Here is a 23897-nt window from a genome sequence, read left to right on the forward strand (position 1 = left end):
AATGACCCGTGTAGCGATCATCCAGGCCGCATCCGTGCCCTACGAACCCATGGCCAGCGTCGAGAAGGCCTGCGTCATCCTGCGCCGGGTGGCGCGGCAGGGTGCCCGGCTCGCCGTGTTTCCCGAAGCGTTCATCGGCGGCTACCCGAAAGGCGTGAGTTTCGGCAGCGTGGTCGGCAACCGCAGTGGCGCAGGTCGCGAACTCTACGAGCGCTACGTGCGTGGCGCGGTGACCCTGGAGGGGCCGGAACTGGCGGCACTGGCGGAGGGCGTCGAGCAGACCGGGGTGACGGTGGTGGTCGGCGTCATCGAGCGCTTCGGCCGCACCCTGTATTGCACGGCGGTGACCCTGGTTCCCGGGCGCGGCATCGCCGGCTACCACCGCAAGCTGATGCCCACCGGCCAGGAACGGCTGGTCTGGGGCTTCGGCGACGGCTCGACCATCGCCGCGGTACCCAGCGACATCGGCGTGCTGGGCAGCGTGATCTGCTGGGAGAACTACATGCCTGCGCTGCGCCAGGCCATGTACGCCCAGGGCGTGCAGCTGTATTGCGCGCCGACCGCCGACGACCGCGACTCCTGGGCCAGCTCGATGGTGCATGTCGCCCTGGAGGGACGTGTCTTCGTACTGTCGGCGTGCCAGGCGATCCGCCTGTCCGAGTATCCGCCGGAGCACCGCGCCGCGTTCGGCCTGGATTGCCCGGAGGAAGGGTTCGTGATGCGCGGCGGCAGCATGATCGTCAGCCCGCTGGGTGAGGTCCTCGCCGGGCCGGTCTACGAAAGCGAGACCGAACTCTACGCCGACCTCGACCTCAGCCAACTGGAAAAGGGCAATCTGGATTTCGACCCATGCGGGCATTATTCGCGGCCGGATGTGTTCCAGCTGAAGGTCAACACCGCGCCGCTGCGGGCGGTGAACTTCAGCGACGAGTAGGGCACCGGGCGCGTGGCGCCCGCCAGCTGGCGGATCGATGGCTGGCAACGTTTCGACCTCGGCCGGCGCTCCGGACCCAAGCCCGGGGTAGCCCTGGCCACCCCGGGACCTGTCCGCCCTCGGCGACCCTGGGCTGCCGGGCAAAAGGCGCGAGCGGCGCCGGCAGCGACCAGGGGAGGGCGGATCAGGGCTCCTGGCCGGCGAAGTAGCGCGCCGCGGCCTCTATCTGCGTATCGGAGAGGCCGGCGGCGATGGGTGACATCGCCGGGTCCTTGCGTGCCCCGCTGCGGAAGTCCTGCATCTGCTTGCGCAGGTACGCCTCGTGCTGGCCGGCCAGCTTCGGGAAGTTCGGCGCGACGCCATGGCCGTCGGCGCCGTGGCAACTGGAGCAGATCGGCAGCAGGTCGCGCATCTCGTCGGCGCCATGGGCGGACGCTCCGAGCGTGGCCAGGAGCGTCAGCAGCCCGGCGCACCGGTGAAGGGCTTTTCCGCTCATGGCTTCACGCTCCCTTCCAGGGCCAGCGGCAGGCCCACGGTGCCCCATTCGGTGCGGGCACGGGAGAAGATCCCGGCCGGCGTCTCCAGCGGATAGCTGGCCACTTCTTCGAGGCTGTGGCTGTCGTAGATGTGCAGGCGGTCGCCGGTATAGCCGCCGCTGACATAGAGGTATTTGCCGTCGCGGGTGTACTCGGGGAAGTACAGGTGCCCGTCGGCCTCCAGGGTCCTGACCACGCTCAGGGTGTTCTTGTCGATCAGTTCGACATGCCGCGCGCGGCGGTCCTTGTCGACGATATCGACGGCCACGTAGGGGGCGTCCGGATGCGCCGCCGGCGACTCGGTGGCGCCTGAAACCGGGATCTGCTTGACCATTTCGAAGGTCTTCGCATCCCAGACCGTCACGACGCTCTTCTTGTCGCAGGTGCCGATATTGGTGCCGAATGCCAGCATCCGCCCGCCGATCGGCGTGACCGCGCCGGAGCCGACGTGGGGCTGGCAACCGCCCTCGAGGGTCTTGACCAGCCTGCGTTGCTGCAGGTCGACCACCGCGAAGGCGTTGCCGACGTAATCGGCGAGGAACATGTGGCGGCGATCCGGGGCGAGGAAGGCGTCGTGGACGAAGCGCCCGACCTTTTCGATGCGGCTGACGATGGGCGCCTGCGGCTGCCGGGGATCGAGTATCCAGACCTGGCCGGTCTGCCGGACGGCGATGGCGAAGGTGTTGTCCAGCGGGCTGGCGATGACCATGCTGGAAGCCGACTCCACGGGCTTGCCGTCGTAGTCGGTGCCGCGCAGCTCGACGCGGCTGAGCGGCTCCAGGGTGCGTGCGTCCAGCAGGGTGACGATTCCCGGGGCGAAGGAGCCGGACAGCAGGTAGCGGCCGTCCGCCGATACCGCGATCGACGGCCCGCTCAGGCCGGCCTTTACCTTGCGTACCGCCTTCAGCGAGTAGAGATCGATCTTGTAGACCTCCGAGGTGTCGGTCTTCAGGTAGCCCCAGCGCGGGTTGACCGGATCGTAGTCGAGGATGTGCGGCGCATATTCGGTGGCGATCTCGCCCACCTGCCGGTTGCTCTTGCCGTCGTAGAAGACCACCCGCGCGGCCGGCGCCTTGCCGTGCCGGCCGCGGACCATGACCGCCATCAGGTCGCGCACGTCGCCGTCGTACACCGGCTTGTCGGGAAGCGTGGACTCGTCCGCGAGGACCTCGACCGAGTTGCGGATGTCCTCCAGGGTCCATTCGGGCTTGCCGCGCGGGGTGGTCTTGATGAAGTGCGCCAGGGCGCGGATCTGCTCGTCCTCGAGCACGCCCAGCCAGGGCGGCATGAGGGTGTCGGGAATGCCGAACATGATCATCGAGCGTAGCGCCGTCTCGCTGGAGTTCAGCGCGGCGCTGTGCAGCGCCGGAGCGATGAAGCCGCCGCGGTCGGCGCCGTGGCAGGTGGTGCAGTTGTCCTGGAACAGGCGCTCGGCTTCGCCGGGCGAGCTGTCGGGCGGCGCGGCGGAGGCGAGCGAGGCCGCGGCGCAGAGGGCCATTGGCAGGACGCCGAAGGCCGAGGCGGGACGGGCGTTGTACATGGCGCGGTTACCTTGTGCTATGGACTGTCCGGCAGGGTAGCGGCGTCATGCGGGCGGCCATGGGTACAAGGTGCGCCCGGTTCAGGGGTACAGGCGCGGGACGGGGCGCTGGGCGGGGAAGGGCGGTTGTCGGCCCGGCGTTCGAGGTGCGCGGCGATCCGGGCGATCCGCTGGATGCCGCAGGCGATGTGCTGCAGCGAAAGCGCGGCGTAGCCAAGCAGCAGCAGGCGTTCGCTCGCGAGGCCCTCCTTGGGGAAGACGGCGGCGGCCTGGTCGAGCGTATAGACGCGGATGCCTTCCTCGGCGCAGGCCCGCGCCAGGGCATGCGCCGAGGGCAGGCCGGGGGGCAGTTGCCAGCACAGGTGCATGCCGCAGTCCACGCCGCTGAAGGCGCTGCCCGGAAACAGGCGCTCGAGCGCCGCGATCAGGCAGTCGCGCCGGCGCCGGTACTCGCCACGAATGAGCCTCAAGTGCGCGGCATAGGCACCGCAGCGAAGGAAGTCGGCGAGGACTACCTGCGGCAGCCAGGGGCAGGCGTGATTGAGCAGCGCCTTGGCACGCACCATGGCCTCGCGCAGGCCGGGCGGGCAGACCACGTAGCCCAGGCGCAGGCCCGCGCCGAGGCTCTTGGAGAAGGTCCCGAGGTAGATCACCCGCTCGTGGTCGAAGGCCTTCAGGGCTGGCAACGGCACGCGCTGGTAGCGGAAGTCGCCGTCGTAGTCGTCTTCGAGGATGTACGCGCCCTGGCGCTGCGCCCAGGCCAGCAGGGTGCGGCGGCGCTCCAGGGAGAGCGTCATGCCCAGCGGGTAGTGCCGCGAGGGCGTCACGTAGGCCAGGGCGCAGGCGCGTTCGGGCAAATGCGCTGCGCACAGGCCCTGGTCGTCCACCGCCACCGGCAGCGTTTCGCGCCGATGATAGGCGAACAGGTTGCAGGCGCCGGCATAGCCGGGGCTTTCCACTACCACCGGGCGTCCGTCCTGCGGCAACAGCGAGACGATCAGGCTGAGCGCCTCCTGGATACCCGAGACGATGACGATGTCTTCCGCGTCGCAACCGATTCCGCGCATCCGACCCAGATGCTCCGCCAGGCACTGGCGCAGGCCCGCATCGCCTGCCGAGGGCGCGTAGTCGGTCAGGTAGCGGGGGTTGCGCCGGGCCTGCCGGGCCGAGGCCTTGAACCAGGTTTCCTGGGGAAAGAGCTCGGCGGAGGGGCGGCCGAGACTGAAATCGATGGGCGCCTCGACGCACTCCCGGGTGGCGGTGACCCCCGGGGACTCGGGCAACGGCTGGCGCATGTCCGGCAGGAGGGCCGTCGGTGCGCTCCGCGTGGCAGGGCGCGGACGTACCTGGCAGGTGGAGAGGCTGCGGTCGGGCAGCGGATCGGCGACGAAGGTGCCGCGCGTCCCGTGGCTGAGGATGTAGCCTTCGGCGCTCAGGTGCTCGTAGACCTGCAGCACGGTGTTGCGTGCCACTCCGAGGCTCCGGGCGAATTCGCGAATCGGCGGCAGTTGCTGGCCGGGCCGCAACACGCCAGTGAGCAGCTTGCCGCGCAACTGTTCGAGCAGCTGTTGTTGCAGCGAATGCCTGCCGCCCCGTTCCAGCAGCAGCGGAAGCTGGTGTATCCCGCGCATGATCGGTTCTCCAGTGACCTGCCCGCATGCTGCGTATGGGCGGGGCCGGAGGGACATGACCTGAATCAAGCCGGGAGAAGACTGGCGGGGAGGGGCGGATGAGGCGCAAGCGGCAGGCGCCCCGCCAGGGACGGCCGGAAAGAGCGCTTTCAGCGCAGTCCGTAGCCCTTGTCGACGATCAGCTCCTGGCCATAGAGGCCGGCGGACTTCGTCGACAGCAGGAAGGTCACGACATCGACGATCTCCTGCGGGCTGAGGAAGCTGCCGTCGACCAGTCGCAGGTTGATGTCGCGGGTGACGGACTCCACCTGGTCGCCGCTCAACCCCAGCGAATGCCAGATCGGGGTGGCGGTGGGGCCGGGGGAGACGACGTTGATCCGCACGCCTTTGCCCGCCCACTCCATCGCCAGCGTCCTGGCCTGGGCGATCAGCGCGGTCTTGGAGGCGATGTAGGCGGCGAGGCCGGGGAAGGTCACCTGGGTCAGGAAAGTGCCGATGAAAACCACGCTGGCCGGCGTACGCATCTGCTGGCTGAGCACGGCGAAGGTGTTCAGCGCCCCGGCGCCATTGACCCGCCATTGCTGCTCGAAGGCCTGGCTGTCGAGCCCGTCCGCGAGCCGGGCGATGCCGGCATTCGGCACCAGGTAATCGACCGCCCCGATGGATGCGGCGCGCGCGGCCAGGGCAGCCAGGTCCCGCTCGCAGGTGACGTCGCCCGCCAGCCAGTGCAAGCGTTCGCCCAGGTGCGCCTGCAGCGCTTCCGGCGGCTGCGTATGCCTGGCCATCGCCAGGACCGTTGCGCCTTGCGCGAGCAGCGTCTCGGTCAGTTGCAGGCCGATGCCGGAGCTGGCGCCGGTGACGACGGCGAAGCGCTCGTTGAATTCACTCATGGGAGTTCCTCGTGAGGTGATGGAAGCGGGGCCTACCGGGAGCTGGCCGAGGCCGGCACGAGACGGATGCCTTGCACCTGCACCGGATCGCCGGTCTCGAACTCTGCGTTAGGGGAGCGGAAGCGTTCGGTCGAGCCGTCCGCGTGGCGTACGATGTAGGCGTTCTCGCTCAGGCCCGTCGCCTGCTGGACGGCACCACCGCCCAGGGCGCCCAGGGCGGCACCGGCGATCGCCCCGAACGGCCCGCCCAGCGCCGCGCCGACCATGACCCCGACGACGCCGCCGGCACCGTAGCCGACGCTGTGGTCACGCTCCGTGGAAACCACCTCGGTGGCGTAGGAAAAGGGAGTAGCGGTTGCCAGGGTCAGTGCGACGAACAGGGATACGCGTTTCATGGGAAATCCTGAATGGGAAGGAGTCGCTAGTGGCTTTTCATTTCCTGTGCCAGGTTTTTTATTGATCCAGATCAATGGGTTGGGCTTCTTGGTGTCCTTTTGACTTGAAAAGTCTGGAGTCAAAATGACACTTTGCTAGTCGGATTGACCGCAAGGCCCGCTCTTGCAGTGCGAGGAAGGAGCGCCGGGCGGCGGCCCCATGTCACCACCCAGGGACGCGGCGAAGTGGGGCCGGAATCAATCTCTGCGTATCGTTTTTTTCGGTGGCAAGGCCCGGGGATCGATCAGCATCATGAAGGCGCCAAGGCTGGCCGCATCCAGCGCGCCGGGCAGACGTGCCAGGGTGGCTGCGACGGGCAGGGGCGCGCGCTCGGTGGGTAGATGGATGCTGGCTCCGGTAGACCAGCGCGCTGTGACAGATCCCGGCGAGCGAGGCATCACCCAGCGGTTCGCTGGCGAGAAGTCGCGCGTTGCAGATCAGTACGTCGAACGGATGCCCGGTGCAATGTCCCAGCAGGCAGGCCTCGGATGACGACGTGGCAATTGCGATTCGGTGATAGCCCAACCGGTTGAGCATCCGCTCGAGGAGCAGCGACTGAGCATGGCAGTTTTCGGCGATCAGGAGGCGCAGGGTCTTTTGGCCAAAGCAGTCGATCAGCGCATGATGCAGCCTCAGCCGGCATCGCAGCAGTTCCAAGTGCAGAAGGTCCAGCCGCGGGAGGCGTTCGGGACGCGGGTCACTGTAGTGCCTGATGGCAGCTCCGCCCCGCCCGTTGTGAGTCATGGATTCGCATAATGTATATTATGTTAAATTACATATTGTGTCAGAAGCCCTCTTCTAAGACGCCATGCATGCAAACCCAGGGGAAACAGCAGTCAGTCGCGGTCAGGGAGCGAGAGCTTCCCTTGCCCTCGCCCACTTTCTGTCCAGCTCGACCAGCCCGCAAGTAACCGGGACTGGTCATGCCGGAGCCTGTTCCTCAATCAATACCACCCCGGGTCACAACCCCATCCACCAACCGCGCGATTCCCAACGGATTGCCGTCCTTCAACGCCTCCGGCAGCCACGCGTCCGGGTAGTTCTGGTAGCACACCGGGCGCAGGAAGCGCTCGATGGCCAGGGTGCCGACCGAGGTGCCGCGGGCGTCAGAGGTGGCCGGGTACGGGCCGCCGTGGACCATCGCGTCGCAGACTTCCACGCCGGTCGGGTAGCCGTTGAGCAGCAGGCGCCCGGCTTTCTGTTCCAGGAGCGGTACCAGGTCGGCGAAGGTCGCCAGGTCTTCGCTTTCGGCGATCAGGGTTGCGCTGAGCTGGCCGTGCAGGCTCTCCAGGGCGCGGTACAGTTCGTCGCGGTCGGCGACCTCGACGACGATGCTGGCCGGACCGAAGACTTCTTCCTGTAGCAATTCATCGCCCTCCAGCAGCAGGCTGACATCCGCCTGGAACAGTTGCGGCCGGGCCTGGCGGCCTTCCTGCGGCTGCCCGGCGAGGTGGCGGACGCGCGGATGGGCGTGCAGCGCCGCGAGGCCCTTGGCATAGCTGGCCAGCGTGCCGGCATTGAGCATGGTCTGCGCCGGCTGCTCGTCCATGCGGGCGGCGAAGCGTTCGAGGAATGCCGAGAATTCCACGGAGCGGATACCGACGACCAGGCCGGGATTGGTGCAGAACTGACCACAGCCGAGCACCACCGAGGCGCTCAGTTCGTCGGCCACGGCCTCGCCGCGCTTCTTCAGCGCCGCCGGCAGCAGCACCACCGGGTTGACGCTGCTCATCTCGGCGAACACCGGGATTGGTTGCGCCCGGGCGGCCGCCATGTCGCAGAGGGCGCGGCCGCCCTTCAGCGAACCGGTGAAGCCTACCGCTCGGATCGCCGGGTGGCGGACCAGTCGCTCCCCTACTCCACCGCCGTAGATCATGTTGAACACGCCCGCCGGCATGCCGCTGCGCTCGGCCGCGCGGAGGATCGCCGCGGCGACCAGTTCGGCGGTGGCCATGTGTCCGCTGTGCGCCTTGAACACCACCGGGCAGCCGGCGGCCAGGGCCGCGGCGGTGTCGCCGCCGGCGGTGGAGAACGCCAGGGGGAAGTTGCTCGCGCCGAACACCGCCACCGGGCCGAGGCCGATCCGGCACTGGCGCAGGTCGACGCGTGGCAGCGGCTTGCGCTCGGGCTGGGCGCGGTCGATGCGCGCGCCATGGAAGTCGCCGCGCCGCAGGACTTCGGCGAACAGGCGCAGCTGGCCGCTGGTGCGACTGCGTTCGCCCTGGATGCGCGTGGCCGGCAGCGCGGTTTCGCGGCAGACGATGGCGATGAAGTCAGCGCCCAGGGAATCGAGTTCGCCGGCGATGGTATCGAGGAATTCCGCACGGCGGCTGGCCGGCAGTTGCCGGTAGCGCGGGTAGGCGCTGGCGGCGGCTTCGGCGGCGGCATCCACTTCTTCCGGGGTGGCCTGCACGAAACGGTACGGCAGCGCCTCGCCGCTGGCGGCGTCGAGACTTTGCAGGAAGAGCGTGCCGGCCGCGCTGCGGGCGCCGCCGATGTAGTTGTGTCCGAGGATGGCTGTCATGTCGACCTCATGCAGGGGAAGCCCCGCCGGGGATGGCCGGCGGGGCCGGAGCCAAGGGCTCCGCAGGAATGAAGGAATCCGTGCCGCGGGTCCGGCCCATGCGCGGCGGTTGGGGGTCAGAGCGCTACTACCCGCCCCGGCGCCAGTGCCGTCTCGACGGCGGCGATGCCATTGCGCAGCGGCGCGCCGAACTCGGTCATGGCGATCTCGAAGACATCCCCCGGAGCGGCCTTGATCCCGTCGGCGAAAGACAGCGTGGCGGTGCCGAAGTAATGCACGTGGACGTCGCCCGGGCGGAGGAACTGCGCGTACTTGAAGTGGTGGAACTCGAGGTTCTCCAGGCTGTGGCACATGTTGTCCTCGCCGGAAAGGAACGCCTGTCGCCAGAGCACCTTGCCGTCGCGCAGGATCCGGCTCTCGCCCTGCAGGTGGCGCGGCAGTTCGCCGACTCGCAGCTCCGGCCCGTAGCAGCAGGCGCGCAGCTTGGAATGCGCCAGGTACAGGTAGTTGCGGCGCTCCATCACGTGGTCGGAGAACTCATTGCCCAGGGCGTAGCCGAGCCGGTAAGGCCGGCGGTCATCGCCGATCAGGTAGAGCCCGACCAGCTCCGGTTCCTCGCCGGCGTCCTCGGCGAAGGCCGGCAGCGGGAAGTCCGCGCCGGGGCGCACGACGATGCCGCCGTCGCCCTTGTAGAACCATTCGGGCTGCGCGCCGACCTGGCCCGCCGGCGGCTTGCCGCCCTCCAGGCCCCACCTGAAGATGCGCATGGTGTCGGTCAGCGCGGTCTCGTCGCCCTGGTGCTGCTGGTGCATGCGGTCGCGCGTCGCGGCGCTGCCCAGGTGGGTCAGGCCGGTGCCGCTGACCAGGCAATGGGCCGGGTCTTCATGATCCAGCGGCGGCAGCACCCTTCCCTCCTCCAGCAACCCGGCATAGTCCGGGCCCGGTTCGCTGCCTCGGCGCAGCACCTCGTCGTGCAGGCCGATGCCCGCGCGAATCGCCGCCAACCCCAGTTCGCGGGTGCTGTGCACGCCGCGCAGCACCTGTATCCCGGCGCCTTCGACGACGCCGACCCGGCGCTGCCCTGCCCGGTCCTCGAATTGAATCAGCCGCATCTCGGCTCCTCCTGTGCGCTCCGAGTATCACTCGATGATGGTGAAATCCCTGAGGTGCTCTTCGGATATCTCCAGGCCCAGGCCGGGCTTGTCGTCGTCCAGCTGGATATAGCCGTCGACCGGCTGCGGCTCGCCCTTGAACACGTAGTAGAACAGCTCGTTGCCGACCTCGACGTCGAACACCGGGAAGAACTCGGCCATCGGCGAGGCGGTGCTGGCCATGGTCAGGTGATAGTTGTGCAACTGTCCGGCGTGCGGGATCACCGGCACCGACCAGGCCTCGGCCATGGCGTTGATCTTGCGCGCGGCGGTGATCCCGCCGACGCGGTTGGTGTCGTACTGGATGACGTCCACCGCGTGGCGCTCCAGCAGATCCTTGAAGCCGTGGCCGGTGAACTCGTGCTCGCCGCCGGAGATCGGCATGATCCCCATCTTCTTCAGCTCGACGTAGCCCTCGATGTCATCGGCGATCACCGGCTCCTCCAGCCAGCGCGGTTCGAACTCGGCGAGCTTCGGCAGCATCCGCCGGGCGTATTCCAGGGTCCAGCCCATGTAGCATTCGAGCATGATGTCGACGTCCGGGCCGGCCAGTTCGCGTAGCGCGCGGACCTGCTCGATGTTCCTGCGCATGCCCGCCGGGCCGTCCTTGGGGCCGTAGCCGAAGCGCATCTTCAGCGCGGTGAAGCCCTGGTTCAGGTAGCCCCGGGCCTCTTCGAGGAAGGCGTCGAGATTGTCGTTGGCGTAGAGCTTCGAGGCGTAGGTCCAGATCTTCTCCTTGGTGCGTCCGCCGAGCAGCTTGAACACCGGCTTGTTCACCGCCTTGCCCATGATGTCCCAGATCGCCAGGTCCACCGCCGAGATGGCTGCCATGCCGATGCCCTTGCGGCCCCAGGCGTGGGTGCGGCGATACATCTTCTGCCAGATGTACTCGTTGTCGAACGGGTCCTCGCCGATGCAGATCGGCGCCAGGTAGAGATCGATGATTTCCTTGGCCACCCGTGGCGCCAGGGCGCAGTTGCCGACGCCGACGAGGCCGTCGTCGGTCTCGATCTCCACCACCAGCCAGCCGTGGAAGCGGAACGAGCCCATGGCGTCGCCCTTCTCGAACAGGATGTCGCTGGCATTGGTGCAGAAGTGCGCCTGCGGCGGGACGACCTTGCCCTTCCATTCGAAGACGCGGGTACGGACGGATTTGATTTTCATGTCGCAGCTCCTATCGGTGCGTAGTGGGGTCAGCCGGCCTGCCGCGCGCGCAGCGGGACGGACGACGATCCGGAGGTCTTCAGCCGGGCCAGCAGGCAGGCGCCGAGCAGGCCGACGGCGGCCAGGGCGAACATGCCGGCGCGCGGGTCGGCGAACAGGTTTTCCATGAGGGTCTTGAGGTTCGGCGCGACGAAGCCGCCGAGGTTGCCCAGGGAGTTGACCAGGGCGATGCCGCTGGCGGCGGCCGCGCCGCTCAGGTAGCCGGTGGGCAGGGTCCAGAACAACGGCTGCACCGCGACGAAGCCGGACGCGGCGAAGCAGAAGGCGATCACCGCCAGGCCAAGGTTGCCGGCCAGCGCCGAGGCGGCGATGCCGGCAGCGGCCATGCCCAGCATGGCCACCGCGAGTGGGCGGTGCAGGCCGCTGCGGTCGGCATGGCGGGTCACCAGGCGCGTCACCACCAGGGCGCAGGCCCAGGGAATCGCGGTGATCAAACCGACGTTCAGGCCGACCTGACCGTCGAGGAAACTGGCGATGCGGGTCGGCAGGTAGAACACCACGCCGTACACGCTCATCTGGATGGTGAAGTAGACCAGGCAGAACTTCAGCACCTGGCCGTTGCGCAGTGCGCTGAGGAAGCCGTGTGGGCCGCGTGCCTGTTTGCGGGTGTCTTCTTCGGCCAGCTCGCCTTCCAGCGCCCGCTTCTGCTCGTCGCTCAGCCAGCCGGCATCGCGTGGGCGGTCGACCAGGTAGAAGTAGGCGGCGATGCCGACCAGCGAGGCCAGCAGGCCCTCGGTGACGAACAGCCACTGCCAGTTGGCCAGGCCGAATATGCCGTGGAACTCCAGCAGCCAGCCGGACAGCGGGCCGCCCAGCACCAGCGCCAGCGGCAGGCCGAAGTAGAACAGGCCGAGCGCCTGGGCACGGCTGCGCTGCGGGAACCAGTAGGTGAGATAGAGAATGATGCCGGGGAAGAAGCCCGCCTCGGCGACGCCCAGCAGGAAGCGCAGGACATAGAAGGTCATGGCGTCGTCGGCGAACATCATCGCCGCCGAGACCAGGCCCCAGCTGACCATGATCCTGCACAGCCAGACCCTGGCGCCAAGGCGGTGCAGCATCAGGTTGCTGGGAACCTCGAAGCAGGCGTAGCCGATGAAGCAGATGCTCGCGCCGAACGCGAAGGCGGCATCGCCGAGCCCGCTGTCGGCTTGCAGGAAGGCGCGCGCGTAGCCGACGTTGGCCCGGTCGATGAAGGCCAGCACGTACATCAGGATCAGGAAAGGCAGGAGCCGCAGGCGGCTGGTGGCGATCGCCGAGGACAGCAGCCTGGCGTGGTCGTTCATGGCGCTCATGGAGGACTTCCCTTCTTGTTGTTGTTGTTGTTGTTGTTGTTGTTCGACGCGGAGGCGGCATGGCCGCTTGCGTTGGGCCGACTGTAGCCAGGCCGCTCCCGCGCGGATAATCACTTCTGCGCATTCGTCGATAACCCCAGGCAATACCTTTTCGCCAATGAGCCAATCGTCGGTTATCGGCCAGGGCCAAGCGCGGCCCCGCGCTCAGAGCAGCGGCAGGGAATACGAGAGGATCAGACGGTTCTCGTCGACGTCGGCGGCATGGTTGGAACGCAGCATGGCGTTGCGCCAACGCAGGCCGAGGTTCTTCAGCGGGCCGCTCTGGATCACGTAGGCGATGTCCACGTCGCGTTCCCAGGCGCGGCCGTCGGCCATTGCCTTCGTCCGGGCATGGGCGCCGCTGGCGTAGCGAGCCATGGCGGTCAGCCCGGGAATGCCCAGGGCGACGAAGTCGTAGTCGTAGCGCAGTTGCCAGGAGCGCTCGCCGGCGCTGGTGAAGTTGCGCACCTGGATGTCGTTGACCAACGGCGTGCTGGTGCCGGCGATGTAGAGCATCCCGTCGTCGCCGTACATGCGCTGGTAGCCGGCGCCGAGGCTGTGTCCGCCGTGGGTCGCGCTGAAGAAACCGCTCAGCGCGCGGTTGTCCAGTTCGCCGAGCTTCGCGGCACCTTCGTCGCGCGTGTCGAAGAGCCCGACGCTGGCGCCCAGGCGCCAGCCGCCGAAGCTCCGCTTGTGGCTCAGGCTGTAGTAATCCTGCCGGTAGATGTCTTGCAGTCGCGCCTGCCACAGCCCGACCTGGCTGCGCTCGGCGTTGAAGCGGTATTCGGCGCCCAGGTAGTCGAAGCGGTCGGAGAACGCCCCGCCTCGCCCATCCACCGAGAGATCCTGGTGGTCGCTGGAGTTGCGCTGGCTGAGCGAACGCATCTGCCCGCCGTGCAGGGTCAGGCCGGCGATTTCCTTCGAGGTCAGCATGCCGCCCTGAAAGGTCTGCGGCAGCAGGCGGCCGTCGTTGCGCAGGAGGATCGGCAGTTCCGGCAGCAGTTCGCCGAGCTTCAGTTCGGTATTCGACAGCTTCAGCTTCGGCGCCACGCCCAGTCGCGCGTAGTCGTCCGCGGCGCGTCCGTCGGCGTGGCGTGGCAGCAGCCCGGAGCCGGCACGATCAGGGCTGCTGTCGAGCTTCAGGCCGAGCTGGCCGAGCAGCTCGACGCCCAGGCCCAGGGTGCCCTGGGTATAGCCGGATTTCGCCTGGAGGAGAAAGCCTTGGGCCCACTCCTCCTGTTTCGACTGCGCCGTGCCGGGCTGGCGGAAGTCGCGATTGAAATAGAGATTGCGCAGGCCGAGGCTGACAGTGGCGTCTTCGATAAAGCCCTCGGCGCCGGCGAGCGACGGCAGGCCGGCCAGCAGGACCGGAGCGAGCGAGGCGGATTTCAGCAGGTTCGGAGCGGAACGGGTCATTGTTGTTTTTCCTTTTCCCAGGCCGAAGCGAGCCGTGGAGCGCTGTGGCTCCAGGCGATGTGTCTCGTCGAAGGTGCGAAGCCCCCTGCCCCGCCGCGACGGTACAGGGAGGCGTCAGGAGCGCGTTACGAGGGGGCGGCGCTCTGGTTGTCGTGTCGCATGCAAGCGATCAGGCTTTGCGCCTGCCCATCCGGCAGGCGATCTCGAACGCCTGGCGGGTAGCGCCGACGTCGGCCCGGCCCTGCCCGGCGATATCGAAGGCGGTGCCGTGGGCCGGCGTAGCGATGGGGATCGGCAGGCCGCCCTGGACGGTCACGCCACGGGAGAAGCCCATCAGCTTGATCGCGATCTGCCCCTGGTCGTGATACATGGTCACCACCGCGTCGAAGGCGCGGGCGTCGCCCTGCACCTTGAGGAAGATGGTGTCGGCGGGATACGGGCCGTCGGCGTCGATGCCCTCCTCGCGCGCCTTGCGTACCGCCGGGCCGATGATGTCCAGCTCCTCGCGGCCGAAGCTGCCGTTGTCGCCGTTGTGCGGATTCAGCCCGCAGACGCCGATGCGCGGCCGCGCCAGGCCGCTGCGGCGGAGCGCGGCGTCGATCAGGCGGATCGCCTCCCCTACCCGCTCCTGGCTGAGCAGGCCCGGCACCTCGGCCAGGGCCACGTGGGAGGTTACCCGCGAGGTCCAGAGGTCGTCGAGAACGTTGAACTCGCAGAACGGGCCGTCGAATCCCAGGCGTTCGGCGAACCAGTGCAGTTCGTCGCTGTGGGCCATGCCGGCCATGTGCAACGAGGTCTTGTTCAACGGGCCGAAGAGGATCGCGTCGGTCCTGCCGCCGCGGGTCAGTTCGAGGGCCAGGGCGAGGGTCTCCAGGCTGTAGCGGCCGCCGGCGGCACTCGCTTCGCAGCGTGGGAACTCGCCCTGGCCCTGGCCGTGCCAGGGAAGCAGCAGTGGCGTGGCGTCGGCGAAGTCCAGGGTTTCCAGCGAGTCGATGCGCCGGTAGGGGAATTCGCAGCCGGCGATGTGCATGCCGCGGCGCGCTTCCGCTTCGTCGGCGATCAGCAGGACATGCGCCTTCCCGCGCACCTCGGGCTCGGCCAGCAGGCGGGCGATCAATTCCGGGCCGATGCCGGCCGGGTCTCCCAGGACCATGGCCAGTCGCGGTAGGGTTGGAGTGTTCATGCGGAAGTCCTCGGGTCGGGCGATGCCTGCTGCAGGCGTATGGTGTCGGGCACGGTGCGGTAGATGCGCCGCGCGTTGCCATGGAAGAGTCGTTCCTGGTCGGCGTACGGCAGGTCGGCGACGATACGCTTGAAACCGCCATAGATGTCGTCGAACGAGCCGCACAGGCTGTCCACCGGGAAATTGCTGGCGAACATCGTCCGCTCGACGCCGAACAGGGCGATGGTCTCGCGGACGATCCAGGCGTTGTCCTCGACGCTCCAGCACCGGCCGGCCTGACCGAGGCCGGAGATCTTCACCGCCACGTTGGGCCGCTCGGCGAAGCGCGCCATGGCCCGCCGCCAGCCGGCCAGGCCCTGCTCGCTGCGGTCCGCCGGCAGGCCGGCATGGTTGAGGATCAGCAGCGTGCCGGGAAAGTCGCGCGCCAGCCGCTCGGCCTCGGCAAGGTTCCACCAGGGCGTCTGCAGGTCGAAGTGCAGGCCGTGGCGCGCCAGTTCGGCGTAGCCGCGGCGCCAGCGCTCGTCGCTCATCAGGCTGCGCGTTTCGCCGACCTGTTCCGGCCGGGTCGGTCCGCCGGGCTTGTGGCGGACACTACGGACCCGCGCGAAGCCCGCCTGCGCCGCCAGCACCTCGGTGGCGTCCGGCGCGTCCAGCCAGGCCTGGGCCACCACCGCGTGGGGCGCGCCATGGCGTTCGGCGAGCCGGTGGACGAAGCGGGTCTCGCCGAGCGGGTCGCGCGGGTCCCACTCGGTTTCCACGTAGACCGTCTCGACCACCCGGTGCGCGCCCGCGTCGGTGAAATAGTCGGCCGGCAGGTAGCGCCGCTTGATCGCGCTGTAGTCGCCGTAGCGGAACGGGATGTTCTCGCCGTCCGACAGCCAGGGGTGGTAGTTCACCTGCGGATCCCAGAAATGGTGATGGGCGTCGACTATCGGTCCGTCGTACAGCTCAGCCATGTTCAGCCTCGTTCGTGTCCAGGGAAATCAGCAGGGTGCCGGCGATGAAGGTCGCCGAGCACAGGGCGAAGAAGCCCAGCACCGCGGCATAGCCGCCCAGGTGCTGCAGCAGCAACCCGACCAGGATCGGCACGGCGATGCCGCCGAGGCTGCCGGCCATGTTCATCACGCCACCGATCAGGCCGACCCGCGACGGCGCGGCGAGCAGAGCCGGGAAGCTCCAGTACAGGCTGCCCCACATCAGGAAGAAAGCGGTCAGCGCCAGCAGGGTCACGGCGGCATAGGCGTCGCTCATGCCCGGCAAGAGCAGGAAGGTGACCAGCGCCACCAGCCCGGAGAACGTCAGCAGTCCCTTGGCCGCCAGGCCGCGGCGCACGCCCTTGCGGATCAGCAGGTCGCAGAGGAAGCCGCCGACCAGCGAGCCGATGGCGCCGCAGAGGAAGATCACGAAGGTCGCCGCGCCGATGCCCTTGATGTCGAAGCCGCGCGCCTGGGCCAGGTAGCTCGGCCCCCAGGTCAGCAGGCCGAAGAACACCATTGCCCAGCTGGCGCGGCCGAGGACGATGCCGGCCAGCGAACGGGAAGCGATGCCCAGGCCGCCGCTCGCCTGTCGGGCGGCGTCGGCCGGCGGCGCGGCGCGGTCGGCGTCGATCCTCTCCAGTTCGGCGGCGTTGACCCCGGGGTGCTCGCCGGGCCGGTCGCGCAGGTAGTGCCAGGCGAGCCAGGCCATGGCCAGGGTGGCGATGCCGGCGATGAAGAAGGCGCTGCGCCAGGAACCGAGCGCGGCGATCAGGTAGGCGATGACCAGGCCGCCGAGGGCGACGCCCAGTGGCCCGCCGCAATCCATCAGCACGGCGCCGCGGCTGCGCTCGCTGGCGCCCAGCCACAGCGAGTTGAGCTTGCCGCCGGAGGGGAACAGCGGCGCCTCCGCCGCGCCCAGGGCGACCCGCGCGAACATCAGCGACAGGCCGCCGCTGGCGAAGGCGGCGAGGGTCTGGAAGGCCCCCAGAGCCCGGTGGACCAGCCGATCATCCGGCGCGGGCCGTAGCGGTCGATCAGCCAGCCGCCGGGAATCTGCAGCAATGCGTAGGCCCAGAAGAAGCTACTGAGGATCAGGCCCTGCATGCCTGGCGTCAGTTCGAATTCACCGGCGATGGTGGGCATGGCGATGGACAGGGAGACGCGGTCGACCAGGTTGATCACGGTGAGCGCGAAGATGATGGCGAAGATGCGCCAGCGGACGTTGCTGGGTTTTGCGGCAGTGGCCTTTTTCTGGGCAGGATCAGCCTGGAGCACGGCGGTCTGTGCCTGAACCATGGGTCGTACCTCTTTTTTGTTGTTCTTGTGCTGCGGACCTGGGTTGGCAGGTCCGGCAGACCCACTATCCGGCCTTGCATCGATAACCGTCTAATCAAAGCTGCTCATATGGCCATTTCCCACGGTTATCGCTTGGCGCTTCCTGCCCGCGTCTCCCAGGGATAACCCGGGGCTATCGGTGTATGCCTTATTTTGAGTGGACGCTTATCGGTTCGCTTCGCACACTCCGGCCTACCCATAACAACAACGACAATCAGAGGCCTCCATGCGAACCGTATCCGCGCGCTCCATCCCGTCGCTCCTCGCCGCCTGCGCCCTGCTCTGCTGCGCTGCCCTGCCCGCCCTGGCGGACACCTGGAAACCCACCGAGAACCTGGAGATCGTCGTGGCCGGCGGTCCCGGCGGCGGCACCGACCAGCTCGCCCGGCTGATCCAGTCGGCGATCAGCCAGAACAAGCTGCTCGAGGTCAATACCGTGGTGCTGAACAAGGGCGGCGGCAACGGCGCCGAGGCCTTCCTCGACCTGAAGCTGGCCAGGGGCGATGCGCACAGGCTGGTGATCGGCACCAACAACGTCTACCTGCTGCCGCTGGTGGCCAGGCTGGGCTACCAGTGGACCGACCTGACCCCGGTGGCAGCGGTCGCCGAGGACGATTTCATCCTCTGGACCTACCAGGCGGCGCCGTGGGCGGACGCCTCGGCATTCTTCGCCGATCTGAAGAAGGACGCGGCAGGCATGCGCTTCGGCGGCAGCCAGTCGAAGGATGTCGACCAGACCCTCAGCCTGCTGCTCGGCAAGCAGGCCGGCGCCAGGCTGACCTACATCCCCTTCAAGAGCGGCAGCGAGGCCTCCATCCAACTGGCCGGCAAGCACATCGCCGCCAACCTCAACAACCCGGCGGAAAGCCTCAGCCAGTGGCGCGGCGGCCAGGTCAGGCCGCTCTGCGTGTTCAGCCACGAACGCATGATCTACACCGCCAAGGTCACGGCGGAGCAGTCCTGGGCAGACATTCCCACCTGCCACGAACAGGGCCTGGGCATCGACCAGTACCGCTTCCCGCGCACGGTGTTCCTGCCCGGCGGCGTCAGCGACGCGCAGCGCGCCTTCTACGTCGAGTTGATGCGCAAGGTCAGCCAGACCGCCGAGTTCAAGGACTATGTCGCGCGTTCGGCGCTGGCCCCGACCTTCCTCGCTGGCGAGGAACTGGTGGCCTACATCGAGCGGGATCGCCAGCGCGCCATCCCGCTGTTCCGCGACGCCGGCTGGCTCCGCCAGTAACGCCCGCCACGCGAACAGGAGACGCGCATGTCCAGTTCATCCGACGCGCCGCTGGTGTCCACCCGCTGGGTGGAGATCGGCCTGGCGCTGTTCACCGCCGCCCTCGGCGCGCTCGTCATGTACGGCAGCCTGGATATCGGCATCGGCTGGGGCGACGCCGGTCCGGAAGCCGGCTACTTCCCCTTCTACATCGGCCTGCTGCTGAGCGGTGCCAGCCTCGGCAACCTGCTCATGGCGCTGTGGCGCTGGCACGCGCTGGGCTCGACGTTCGTCGCCCGCGCGGCGTTCCGCCGGGTGCTCGCGGTGTTCCTGCCGATCGCCGCCTACGTGGCGGCCATGCCGTTCGCCGGGATCTACCTCGCCTCCGCGTTGTTCATCGCCTGGTTCATGTGGCGCGACCGCAGCCGCGACGAACCCTACGGTGTGCCGCTGATCGTCACGCTGTCCTGCGGCGCGGCGCTGGCCAGCTACCTGGTCTTCGCCCTCTGGTTCAAGGTGCCGCTGGATGCCGGGGTACTGGCCGACCTCGCGGCCTACGTCGGGAGCGCCAGGCCATGAGCGAATTCGATTCCCTGATGCAGGGCATGAGCCTGGTTCTCAGCGCCCATCACCTCGGCCTGATGGTCATCGGCGTGCTGCTCGGCATCCTGGTCGGCGTGCTGCCGGGCCTCGGTGCTCCGAACGGGGTGGCGCTGCTGCTGCCGCTGACCTTCAGCATGTCGCCGGTGGCGGCGATCATCCTGCTTTCCTGCATGTACTGGGGCGCGCTGTTCGGCGGCTCGATCACCTCGATCCTGTTCAATATCCCCGGCGAGCCGTCGTCGGTGGCCACCACCTTCGACGGCTATCCGATGGCGCGCAACGGCCGGGCCGGCGAAGCGCTGACCGCCGCCTTCACCTCGGCGCTCCTCGGGGCGCTGGCTGGCGTGCTGCTGCTGACCTTCCTGTCCACCCATATCGCTCGCTTCGCCCTGGCGTTCAGCTCGCCCGAGTTCTTCGCCGTCTACCTGCTGGCGTTCTGCACCTTCATCGGCATGAGCAGGAACCCGCCACTGAAGACCCTGGTGGCGATGACGATCGGCTTCGCCATGGCCGCGGTGGGCATGGATACCGTGTCCGGCGACCTGCGCCTGACCTTCGACCAGCCCTGGCTGCTCTCCGGGCTGAGTTTCGAGGTGGCGGTGATCGGTCTGTTCGGCATCGGCGAGATCCTCTGCACGGTGGAGGAAGGCCTGGTGTTTCGCGGCGAGCGCGCACGCATCACGCCGAGGGTGATCCTGCGTACCTGGGCCAGGCTGCCGCGCTACTGGCTGACCTGGCTGCGCAGCGCGCTGGTCGGCTGCTGGATGGGCGTCACTCCGGGCGGCCCCACCGCCGCCTCGTTCATGAGCTACAGCCTGGCGCGGCGCTTCTCGAAGAACCGCGAGAACTTCGGCAAGGGCGAGGTGGAAGGCGTGATCGCTCCGGAGACTGCCGACCACAGCGCCGGCACCAGCGCCCTGCTGCCGATGCTGACACTCGGCATCCCGGGCTCTGCGACCGCCGCGGTGATGCTCGGTGGCCTGATGATCTGGGGGCTGCATCCCGGACCGACGCTGTTCGTCGAACAGCACGACTTCGTCTGGGGCCTGATCGCCAGCATGTACCTGGGCAACGTGGTGAGCCTGATCGTGGTACTGGCGACCGTGCCGCTGTTCGCCTCGATCCTGCGGATTCCGTTCGCCATCGTCGCGCCGATCATCGTCATGGTCTGCGCCATCGGTGCCTACTCGGTGCACAACGCCATGCTCGACGTGGTCCTGATGCTGCTGTTCGGCGCGCTCGGCTACCTGTTCAAGAAGCTCGGCTACCCCATCGCCCCGCTGGTGCTCGCCGCGGTGCTCGGCGACAAGGCCGAGGATGCGTTCCGCCAGTCGATGCTGTTCTCCGATGGGCAACTCTCGGTGTTCTGGTCCAACCCGCTGGTTGCCAGCCTGACCGGCGCGGCGCTGGCGATGCTGTTCTGGCCGTTGCTGGCGCGCTGCGCCGGGTCGCTGCTCCGGCGTGGCCGACGGGCCCTTCGGCATGCCGCCTGAGCCTGTGCCTGGCGGCGGGGTGGATTTCTTGTCACCCTGGGTTTCCCCGCCGCCAGCGAGATACGCCATGTCCCGGATTCCCGACGCCAGCATCATCCACAGCCGCCTGCGTCTGCGCCAGTTGCGCCTGATGCTGGCCCTGGAGGAACTCGGCTCGCTGCGCCGCGCCGCCGACGAGATCGGCATGACCCAGCCGGCGGCGACCAAGATGCTCCACGAGGCCGAAGACCTGCTCGGCGTCGAACTGTTCGAGCGCTTGCCGCGCGGCATGCGCGCGACGCCTTTCGGCGAGACGCTGATCTACTACTCGCGGATGATCTTCGCCGAGCTGTCCGGGATGCGCGAGGAACTGGTCGCGCTGGAGTCCGGCAACCTCGGCCGGGTCACCGTCGGGGCGATCCCGGCGCTGGCCTCGAGCCTGCTCACTCGCACCATCGCCACTCTGAAGCAGAGTCATCCACGGCTGTCGATGAGCATCCAGGTGGATACCAGCGACGTGCTGGTCCAGGCCCTGCAACAGGACCAGCTGGACGTGGTGCTCGGGCGCATCCCCAGCGGGGCGCGCACCGACGACCTGGTGTTCGACAGCCTCGGCGAGGAGGAGCTCTGCGTGGTAGTCGGCGCGCAGAACCCGTTGTCGCAGGCACGCAAGCTGGACTGGGGCGAGTTGCAGGAGCTGACCTGGGTGTTGCAGCAGCACCCCAGCCCGATGCGCGGGATCGTCAACCAGGCCTTCCACAATGCGCGCATCGACCTGCCGAGCAGTATCGTCGAGACCACCTCGATCATGACCCTGCTCTCCCTGCTGCAGCAGACCGACATGATCGGCATCACCCCGCGCTCGGTGATCGAGGACTACCCGGGCAAGCACCTGCTGGCGATCCTGCCGATCCAGCTGGAGCCGCGCCTGCCGCCCTACGGCCTGATCACCCGACGCAACCGGGTCCACTCCTCGGCGATGCAGACCTTCATGGCCAGCGTGCATGCCGAACAGGCGCGGCAATTGGCGAAGTGACCGGCGCTAGCACAAATGAGCTAATAGCCGCGAGCCGGCTGGACCTCTAACATCCTGCGGCATTTCAACGGAGTGAATGCCATGCCCTCGATCAAGCCCTTCGGTCTCGCCCTGCTCGTCCTCGGTCTCAGCGCCTGCGCCTCCCTCGGCCAGTCGGGGAATCGCGACAACGAGGTCCAGGTCGCCGCGCAGAAGCTCATCGGCCAGCCCGCCGGCAAGGCCTTCGAACTGTTCGGCAAGCCCGACCAGGGCCTTGGCCCTTCGTCCTACGGTAGCGGCGGCTTCTACGCCTGGAACCGCGTGCGGACCCACATGGGGCCGGACAAGGTCTTCATACAGACCGGCAGCGAGTACGTCGGCCAGCGCGAGACCTGGGTCGGCGTCGGTGGCCAGGGGGTCGCCGGCATGGCGCCGGTGAGCAGCGAGGCGGTCTATCGCAAGACCGGCTACTACGAGAACCAGACCATCCTCGACTATTTCTGCAGCATCACCCTGTACACCGACAGCCGGGACATCATCACCAACGCCAGCGTGATCGACTGCCGGGACAGCCGCTGACGGCGGCCGCGAGGCCTCGACCCGCCTTCTCGACGACGAATCCCGGCGCGGGAACCTCGGCGGTCATGGCCTTGCGCTATCGTTTTTTATTTCCTTGAATCCTTGTTTTCATGCCTCTTATTTCTTCTGGAAATAAGATAGATCGATTCATTCTTTTCTCCCGACCCTAGGCCCCTGCCAAACTCCCTTCGCCACGGGATACCCCCGCGCCGACATGGCGGCATTCCCATCCGGAATGTCCGCCCCCCATTGCAAGGCCCTGATCGTCGATCGCGGCCGACAAGGAGCTGGAACTTTCATGAAGAAACTCCCCGCCATCACCGCCCTCGCCCTCGCCCTGATCTCCGGCCTGGCCCAGGCCGACCGCCTGGAGGACATCCGCAAGGCCGGCGTATTGCGCGTCGCGTCCTTCGACAGCAACCCACCGTTCGGTTTCGTCGACGCCAAGAGCAAGCAGATCGAAGGCCTCGACGTCGACTACGCCAAGGCCCTGGCCGACAAGCTGGGTGTCCGCCTGCAAGTGCTGCCGACCAACCCGGCCAACCGCATCCCGCTGCTGACGGCGAATAAGGTCGACCTGGTCCTGGCCAACTTCACCATCACCCCGGAGCGCGCCCAGCAGGTGGACTTCAGCATCCCCTACTTCTCCTCCGGCCAGCAGTTCATCGTCAAGAAAGGCACCCTGACCTCGCCGGAAGTCCTCAACAAGTGGCGGGTCGGCGTGGACAAGGGCACGGTCAACGAAGGCGTGCTGCGCGAGAAGTTCCCCGGCGCCAAGGTCATCGCCTACGACGACACGCCCTTCGCCTTCACCGCCCTGCGCAACGGCCAGGTCCAGGCCATCACCCAGGATGGTCCGAAACTGATCGGCCTGCTGGCCAACGTGCCCGACCGCGACAAGTACGAAGTGCCGCCCTTCACCATTTCCAACGACCTGATCGGCGTCGGTATACCCAAGGGCGAGAAGGCCCTGACCGAATTCGTCGACAAGAGCCTGCGCGAGCTGGAGCAGGACGGCCAGGCGCAGAAGATCTACGACACCTGGTTCGGTCCGCAGACCAAGACCCCGCTGGCGCGCCTGTACAGGATCGGCGACAAGAGCTGAGCGGCCCGCTTCGCCCGCACCACCGCGCGCCTCACTTCGCTGAGGCGCGTTTTTCGTTCTACCCGACGGAATCCCGCACATGTTCGGCGAACTTCTCGCCCCGCAGTACCTGCGCTGGTTGCTCGACGGCTTCCTGCTGACCCTCGGCCTTTCCCTGCTCAGTTGCCTGCTCGCCACCCTGGTCGGCGCCCCCCTGGCCATCGCCCGGCTGTCGCGCCGGCGCCTGCTGTCCTGGCCGGCGCGCGCCTACCTGGCGCTGTTCCGCAATACCCCGCTGCTGGTGCAGCTGTTCTTCTGGTACTTCGGCGTTCCCGCGCTGCTGCCGGAGGAACTGGTGAGCTGGCTGAACACGCCGCACGAGACGCCCCTGCTCGACTGGCCGTCCTTCGAGTTCCTCGCCGGCGCCTGGGGATTGACCCTGTACACGTCGGCCTTCGTCGCCGAGGAGTTCCGCGCCGGCATCGCCTCGGTACGCCCCGAGCAGCGCGCCGCCGGCCTCGCCCTGGGGCTGACCCAGCGCCAGGTATGGCGCGTGGTGGTGCTGCCGCAGGCCCTGCGCACGGCCCTGCCGCCGCTGCTCGGGCAGTACATGAATGCGCTGAAGAACTCCTCGCTGGCGATGGCCATCGGCCTGGCCGAGCTGTCCTACGCTTCGCGCCAGGTAGAAACCGAAACCTTCAAGACCTTCCAGGCCTTCGGCATCGCCACCCTCCTCTACATCGGCGCCATCGCCCTGATCGAAGCCTTCGGCCAGGCGTTGCAGCAGACCCGCCGCTATCGCCAGGGAGGTGCCTGAG

The 23897-nt window shown here is 67.9% G+C and carries 21 protein-coding genes and 1 pseudogene; 8 read left to right on the forward strand and 14 right to left on the reverse strand.

Annotated features, from left to right (window positions below):
• Position 1 precedes the first annotated feature (1 nt).
• Positions 2-934 (forward strand): carbon-nitrogen hydrolase family protein, encoded by a 933-nt coding sequence (locus tag B7D75_RS13875; RefSeq protein ID WP_003152465.1) that lies wholly within the window; start codon positions 2-4, stop codon positions 932-934.
• 184 nt (positions 935-1118) lie between these two features.
• Here B7D75_RS13875 and B7D75_RS13880 read toward each other — a convergent pair whose 3' ends face one another.
• From B7D75_RS13880 to B7D75_RS13945, 14 genes and pseudogenes are all read right to left on the reverse strand, one after another.
• Entirely contained in the window at positions 1119-1430 is a 312-nt protein-coding gene (locus tag B7D75_RS13880; protein WP_034081589.1) for a c-type cytochrome, read from the reverse strand.
• Positions 1427-3010, reverse strand: coding sequence for a nitrite reductase (locus B7D75_RS13885; RefSeq protein ID WP_012075796.1), 1584 nt, complete (start codon positions 3008-3010; stop codon positions 1427-1429). The genes B7D75_RS13880 and B7D75_RS13885 overlap by 4 nt, the downstream gene beginning before the upstream one ends.
• 17 nt (positions 3011-3027) lie before the next feature.
• Positions 3028-4641: a MocR-like pyridoxine biosynthesis transcription factor PdxR gene (gene pdxR / locus B7D75_RS13890; protein WP_107114126.1), complete on the reverse strand. Its 1614-nt coding sequence runs from the start codon at positions 4639-4641 to the stop codon at positions 3028-3030.
• 149 nt (positions 4642-4790) lie between these two features.
• A complete protein-coding gene (locus B7D75_RS13895; RefSeq protein ID WP_034079079.1) occupies positions 4791-5531 on the reverse strand; it encodes an SDR family NAD(P)-dependent oxidoreductase in 741 nt (246 codons plus the stop codon).
• Between the two features lie 32 nt (positions 5532-5563).
• The gene (locus B7D75_RS13900; RefSeq protein ID WP_012075800.1) at positions 5564-5926 is read right to left on the reverse strand and encodes a hypothetical protein; all 363 of its coding nucleotides are present in this window, start codon (positions 5924-5926) and stop codon (positions 5564-5566) included.
• A gap of 202 nt (positions 5927-6128) precedes the next feature.
• A complete protein-coding gene (locus tag B7D75_RS29395) occupies positions 6129-6623 on the reverse strand; it encodes an ANTAR domain-containing protein (RefSeq protein ID WP_161971272.1) in 495 nt (164 codons plus the stop codon).
• 283 nt (positions 6624-6906) lie between these two features.
• Entirely contained in the window at positions 6907-8490 is a 1584-nt protein-coding gene (locus B7D75_RS13910; protein ID WP_107114128.1) for an aldehyde dehydrogenase (NADP(+)), read from the reverse strand.
• Positions 8491-8606: 116 nt separating this feature from the next.
• Positions 8607-9602, reverse strand: a complete 996-nt coding sequence (gene araD1 / locus B7D75_RS13915; RefSeq protein WP_043101714.1) for an AraD1 family protein — start codon at positions 9600-9602, stop codon at positions 8607-8609.
• A gap of 27 nt (positions 9603-9629) precedes the next feature.
• The gene (locus B7D75_RS13920; RefSeq protein ID WP_107114129.1) at positions 9630-10805 is read right to left on the reverse strand and encodes an L-lyxonate dehydratase; all 1176 of its coding nucleotides are present in this window, start codon (positions 10803-10805) and stop codon (positions 9630-9632) included.
• Positions 10806-10834: 29 nt separating this feature from the next.
• Positions 10835-12157, reverse strand: a complete 1323-nt coding sequence (locus B7D75_RS13925; RefSeq protein WP_107114130.1) for an MFS transporter — start codon at positions 12155-12157, stop codon at positions 10835-10837.
• Between the two features lie 204 nt (positions 12158-12361).
• Positions 12362-13612, reverse strand: coding sequence for an OprD family porin (locus tag B7D75_RS13930; protein ID WP_107114131.1), 1251 nt, complete (start codon positions 13610-13612; stop codon positions 12362-12364).
• A gap of 169 nt (positions 13613-13781) precedes the next feature.
• A complete protein-coding gene (locus tag B7D75_RS13935; RefSeq protein WP_058134888.1) occupies positions 13782-14795 on the reverse strand; it encodes a 4-hydroxythreonine-4-phosphate dehydrogenase PdxA in 1014 nt (337 codons plus the stop codon).
• The gene (locus B7D75_RS13940; protein ID WP_058162569.1) at positions 14792-15751 is read right to left on the reverse strand and encodes an amidohydrolase family protein; all 960 of its coding nucleotides are present in this window, start codon (positions 15749-15751) and stop codon (positions 14792-14794) included. Before B7D75_RS13940 ends, B7D75_RS13935 begins: the two co-directional genes overlap by 4 nt.
• Positions 15744-17068, reverse strand: a pseudogene (locus B7D75_RS13945) (MFS transporter). Before B7D75_RS13945 ends, B7D75_RS13940 begins: the two are co-directional and overlap by 8 nt.
• A gap of 265 nt (positions 17069-17333) precedes the next feature.
• On the opposite strand from B7D75_RS13945, the gene B7D75_RS13950 reads away from it, so the two are divergent.
• From B7D75_RS13950 to B7D75_RS13980, 7 genes are all read left to right on the forward strand, one after another.
• Positions 17334-18347 (forward strand): tripartite tricarboxylate transporter substrate binding protein, encoded by a 1014-nt coding sequence (locus B7D75_RS13950; protein ID WP_012075840.1) that lies wholly within the window; start codon positions 17334-17336, stop codon positions 18345-18347.
• Between the two features lie 27 nt (positions 18348-18374).
• Positions 18375-18905 (forward strand): tripartite tricarboxylate transporter TctB family protein, encoded by a 531-nt coding sequence (locus tag B7D75_RS13955; protein WP_053817225.1) that lies wholly within the window; start codon positions 18375-18377, stop codon positions 18903-18905.
• A complete protein-coding gene (locus B7D75_RS13960; protein ID WP_012075842.1) occupies positions 18902-20422 on the forward strand; it encodes a tripartite tricarboxylate transporter permease in 1521 nt (506 codons plus the stop codon). Before B7D75_RS13955 ends, B7D75_RS13960 begins: the two co-directional genes overlap by 4 nt.
• 67 nt (positions 20423-20489) lie before the next feature.
• Positions 20490-21437 carry a LysR family transcriptional regulator gene (locus B7D75_RS13965; protein ID WP_012075843.1) on the forward strand — a complete coding sequence of 316 codons (948 nt, stop codon included), beginning with the start codon at positions 20490-20492 and terminating at the stop codon, positions 21435-21437.
• A gap of 81 nt (positions 21438-21518) precedes the next feature.
• Positions 21519-21995 carry a hypothetical protein gene (locus B7D75_RS13970; RefSeq protein ID WP_012075844.1) on the forward strand — a complete coding sequence of 159 codons (477 nt, stop codon included), beginning with the start codon at positions 21519-21521 and terminating at the stop codon, positions 21993-21995.
• Between the two features lie 298 nt (positions 21996-22293).
• A complete protein-coding gene (locus B7D75_RS13975; RefSeq protein ID WP_107114132.1) occupies positions 22294-23100 on the forward strand; it encodes an ABC transporter substrate-binding protein in 807 nt (268 codons plus the stop codon).
• Between the two features lie 79 nt (positions 23101-23179).
• The gene (locus B7D75_RS13980; RefSeq protein ID WP_012075846.1) at positions 23180-23896 is read left to right on the forward strand and encodes an amino acid ABC transporter permease; all 717 of its coding nucleotides are present in this window, start codon (positions 23180-23182) and stop codon (positions 23894-23896) included.
• Position 23897 lies beyond the last annotated feature (1 nt).

The organism is Pseudomonas paraeruginosa (assembly GCF_003025345.2).
Taxonomy (GTDB): Bacteria; Pseudomonadota; Gammaproteobacteria; order Pseudomonadales; family Pseudomonadaceae; genus Pseudomonas; species Pseudomonas paraeruginosa.

Excerpts from the sequence above, each read along its gene's own strand:
- B7D75_RS13875 (WP_003152465.1), top strand. The coding sequence starts at position 2 with ATGACCCGTGTAGCGATCATCCAGGCCGCATCCGTGCCCTACGAACCC.
- B7D75_RS13880 (WP_034081589.1), bottom strand. The coding sequence starts at position 1,430 with ATGAGCGGAAAAGCCCTTCACCGGTGCGCCGGGCTGCTGACGCTCCTG.
- B7D75_RS13885 (WP_012075796.1), bottom strand. The coding sequence starts at position 3,010 with ATGTACAACGCCCGTCCCGCCTCGGCCTTCGGCGTCCTGCCAATGGCC.
- pdxR (WP_107114126.1), bottom strand. The coding sequence starts at position 4,641 with ATGCGCGGGATACACCAGCTTCCGCTGCTGCTGGAACGGGGCGGCAGG.
- B7D75_RS13895 (WP_034079079.1), bottom strand. The coding sequence starts at position 5,531 with ATGAGTGAATTCAACGAGCGCTTCGCCGTCGTCACCGGCGCCAGCTCC.
- B7D75_RS13900 (WP_012075800.1), bottom strand. The coding sequence starts at position 5,926 with ATGAAACGCGTATCCCTGTTCGTCGCACTGACCCTGGCAACCGCTACT.
- B7D75_RS13910 (WP_107114128.1), bottom strand. The coding sequence starts at position 8,490 with ATGACAGCCATCCTCGGACACAACTACATCGGCGGCGCCCGCAGCGCG.
- araD1 (WP_043101714.1), bottom strand. The coding sequence starts at position 9,602 with ATGCGGCTGATTCAATTCGAGGACCGGGCAGGGCAGCGCCGGGTCGGC.
- B7D75_RS13920 (WP_107114129.1), bottom strand. The coding sequence starts at position 10,805 with ATGAAAATCAAATCCGTCCGTACCCGCGTCTTCGAATGGAAGGGCAAG.
- B7D75_RS13925 (WP_107114130.1), bottom strand. The coding sequence starts at position 12,157 with ATGAGCGCCATGAACGACCACGCCAGGCTGCTGTCCTCGGCGATCGCC.
- B7D75_RS13930 (WP_107114131.1), bottom strand. The coding sequence starts at position 13,612 with ATGACCCGTTCCGCTCCGAACCTGCTGAAATCCGCCTCGCTCGCTCCG.
- B7D75_RS13935 (WP_058134888.1), bottom strand. The coding sequence starts at position 14,795 with ATGAACACTCCAACCCTACCGCGACTGGCCATGGTCCTGGGAGACCCG.
- B7D75_RS13940 (WP_058162569.1), bottom strand. The coding sequence starts at position 15,751 with ATGGCTGAGCTGTACGACGGACCGATAGTCGACGCCCATCACCATTTC.
- B7D75_RS13950 (WP_012075840.1), top strand. The coding sequence starts at position 17,334 with ATGCGAACCGTATCCGCGCGCTCCATCCCGTCGCTCCTCGCCGCCTGC.
- B7D75_RS13955 (WP_053817225.1), top strand. The coding sequence starts at position 18,375 with ATGTCCAGTTCATCCGACGCGCCGCTGGTGTCCACCCGCTGGGTGGAG.
- B7D75_RS13960 (WP_012075842.1), top strand. The coding sequence starts at position 18,902 with ATGAGCGAATTCGATTCCCTGATGCAGGGCATGAGCCTGGTTCTCAGC.
- B7D75_RS13965 (WP_012075843.1), top strand. The coding sequence starts at position 20,490 with ATGTCCCGGATTCCCGACGCCAGCATCATCCACAGCCGCCTGCGTCTG.
- B7D75_RS13970 (WP_012075844.1), top strand. The coding sequence starts at position 21,519 with ATGCCCTCGATCAAGCCCTTCGGTCTCGCCCTGCTCGTCCTCGGTCTC.
- B7D75_RS13975 (WP_107114132.1), top strand. The coding sequence starts at position 22,294 with ATGAAGAAACTCCCCGCCATCACCGCCCTCGCCCTCGCCCTGATCTCC.
- B7D75_RS13980 (WP_012075846.1), top strand. The coding sequence starts at position 23,180 with ATGTTCGGCGAACTTCTCGCCCCGCAGTACCTGCGCTGGTTGCTCGAC.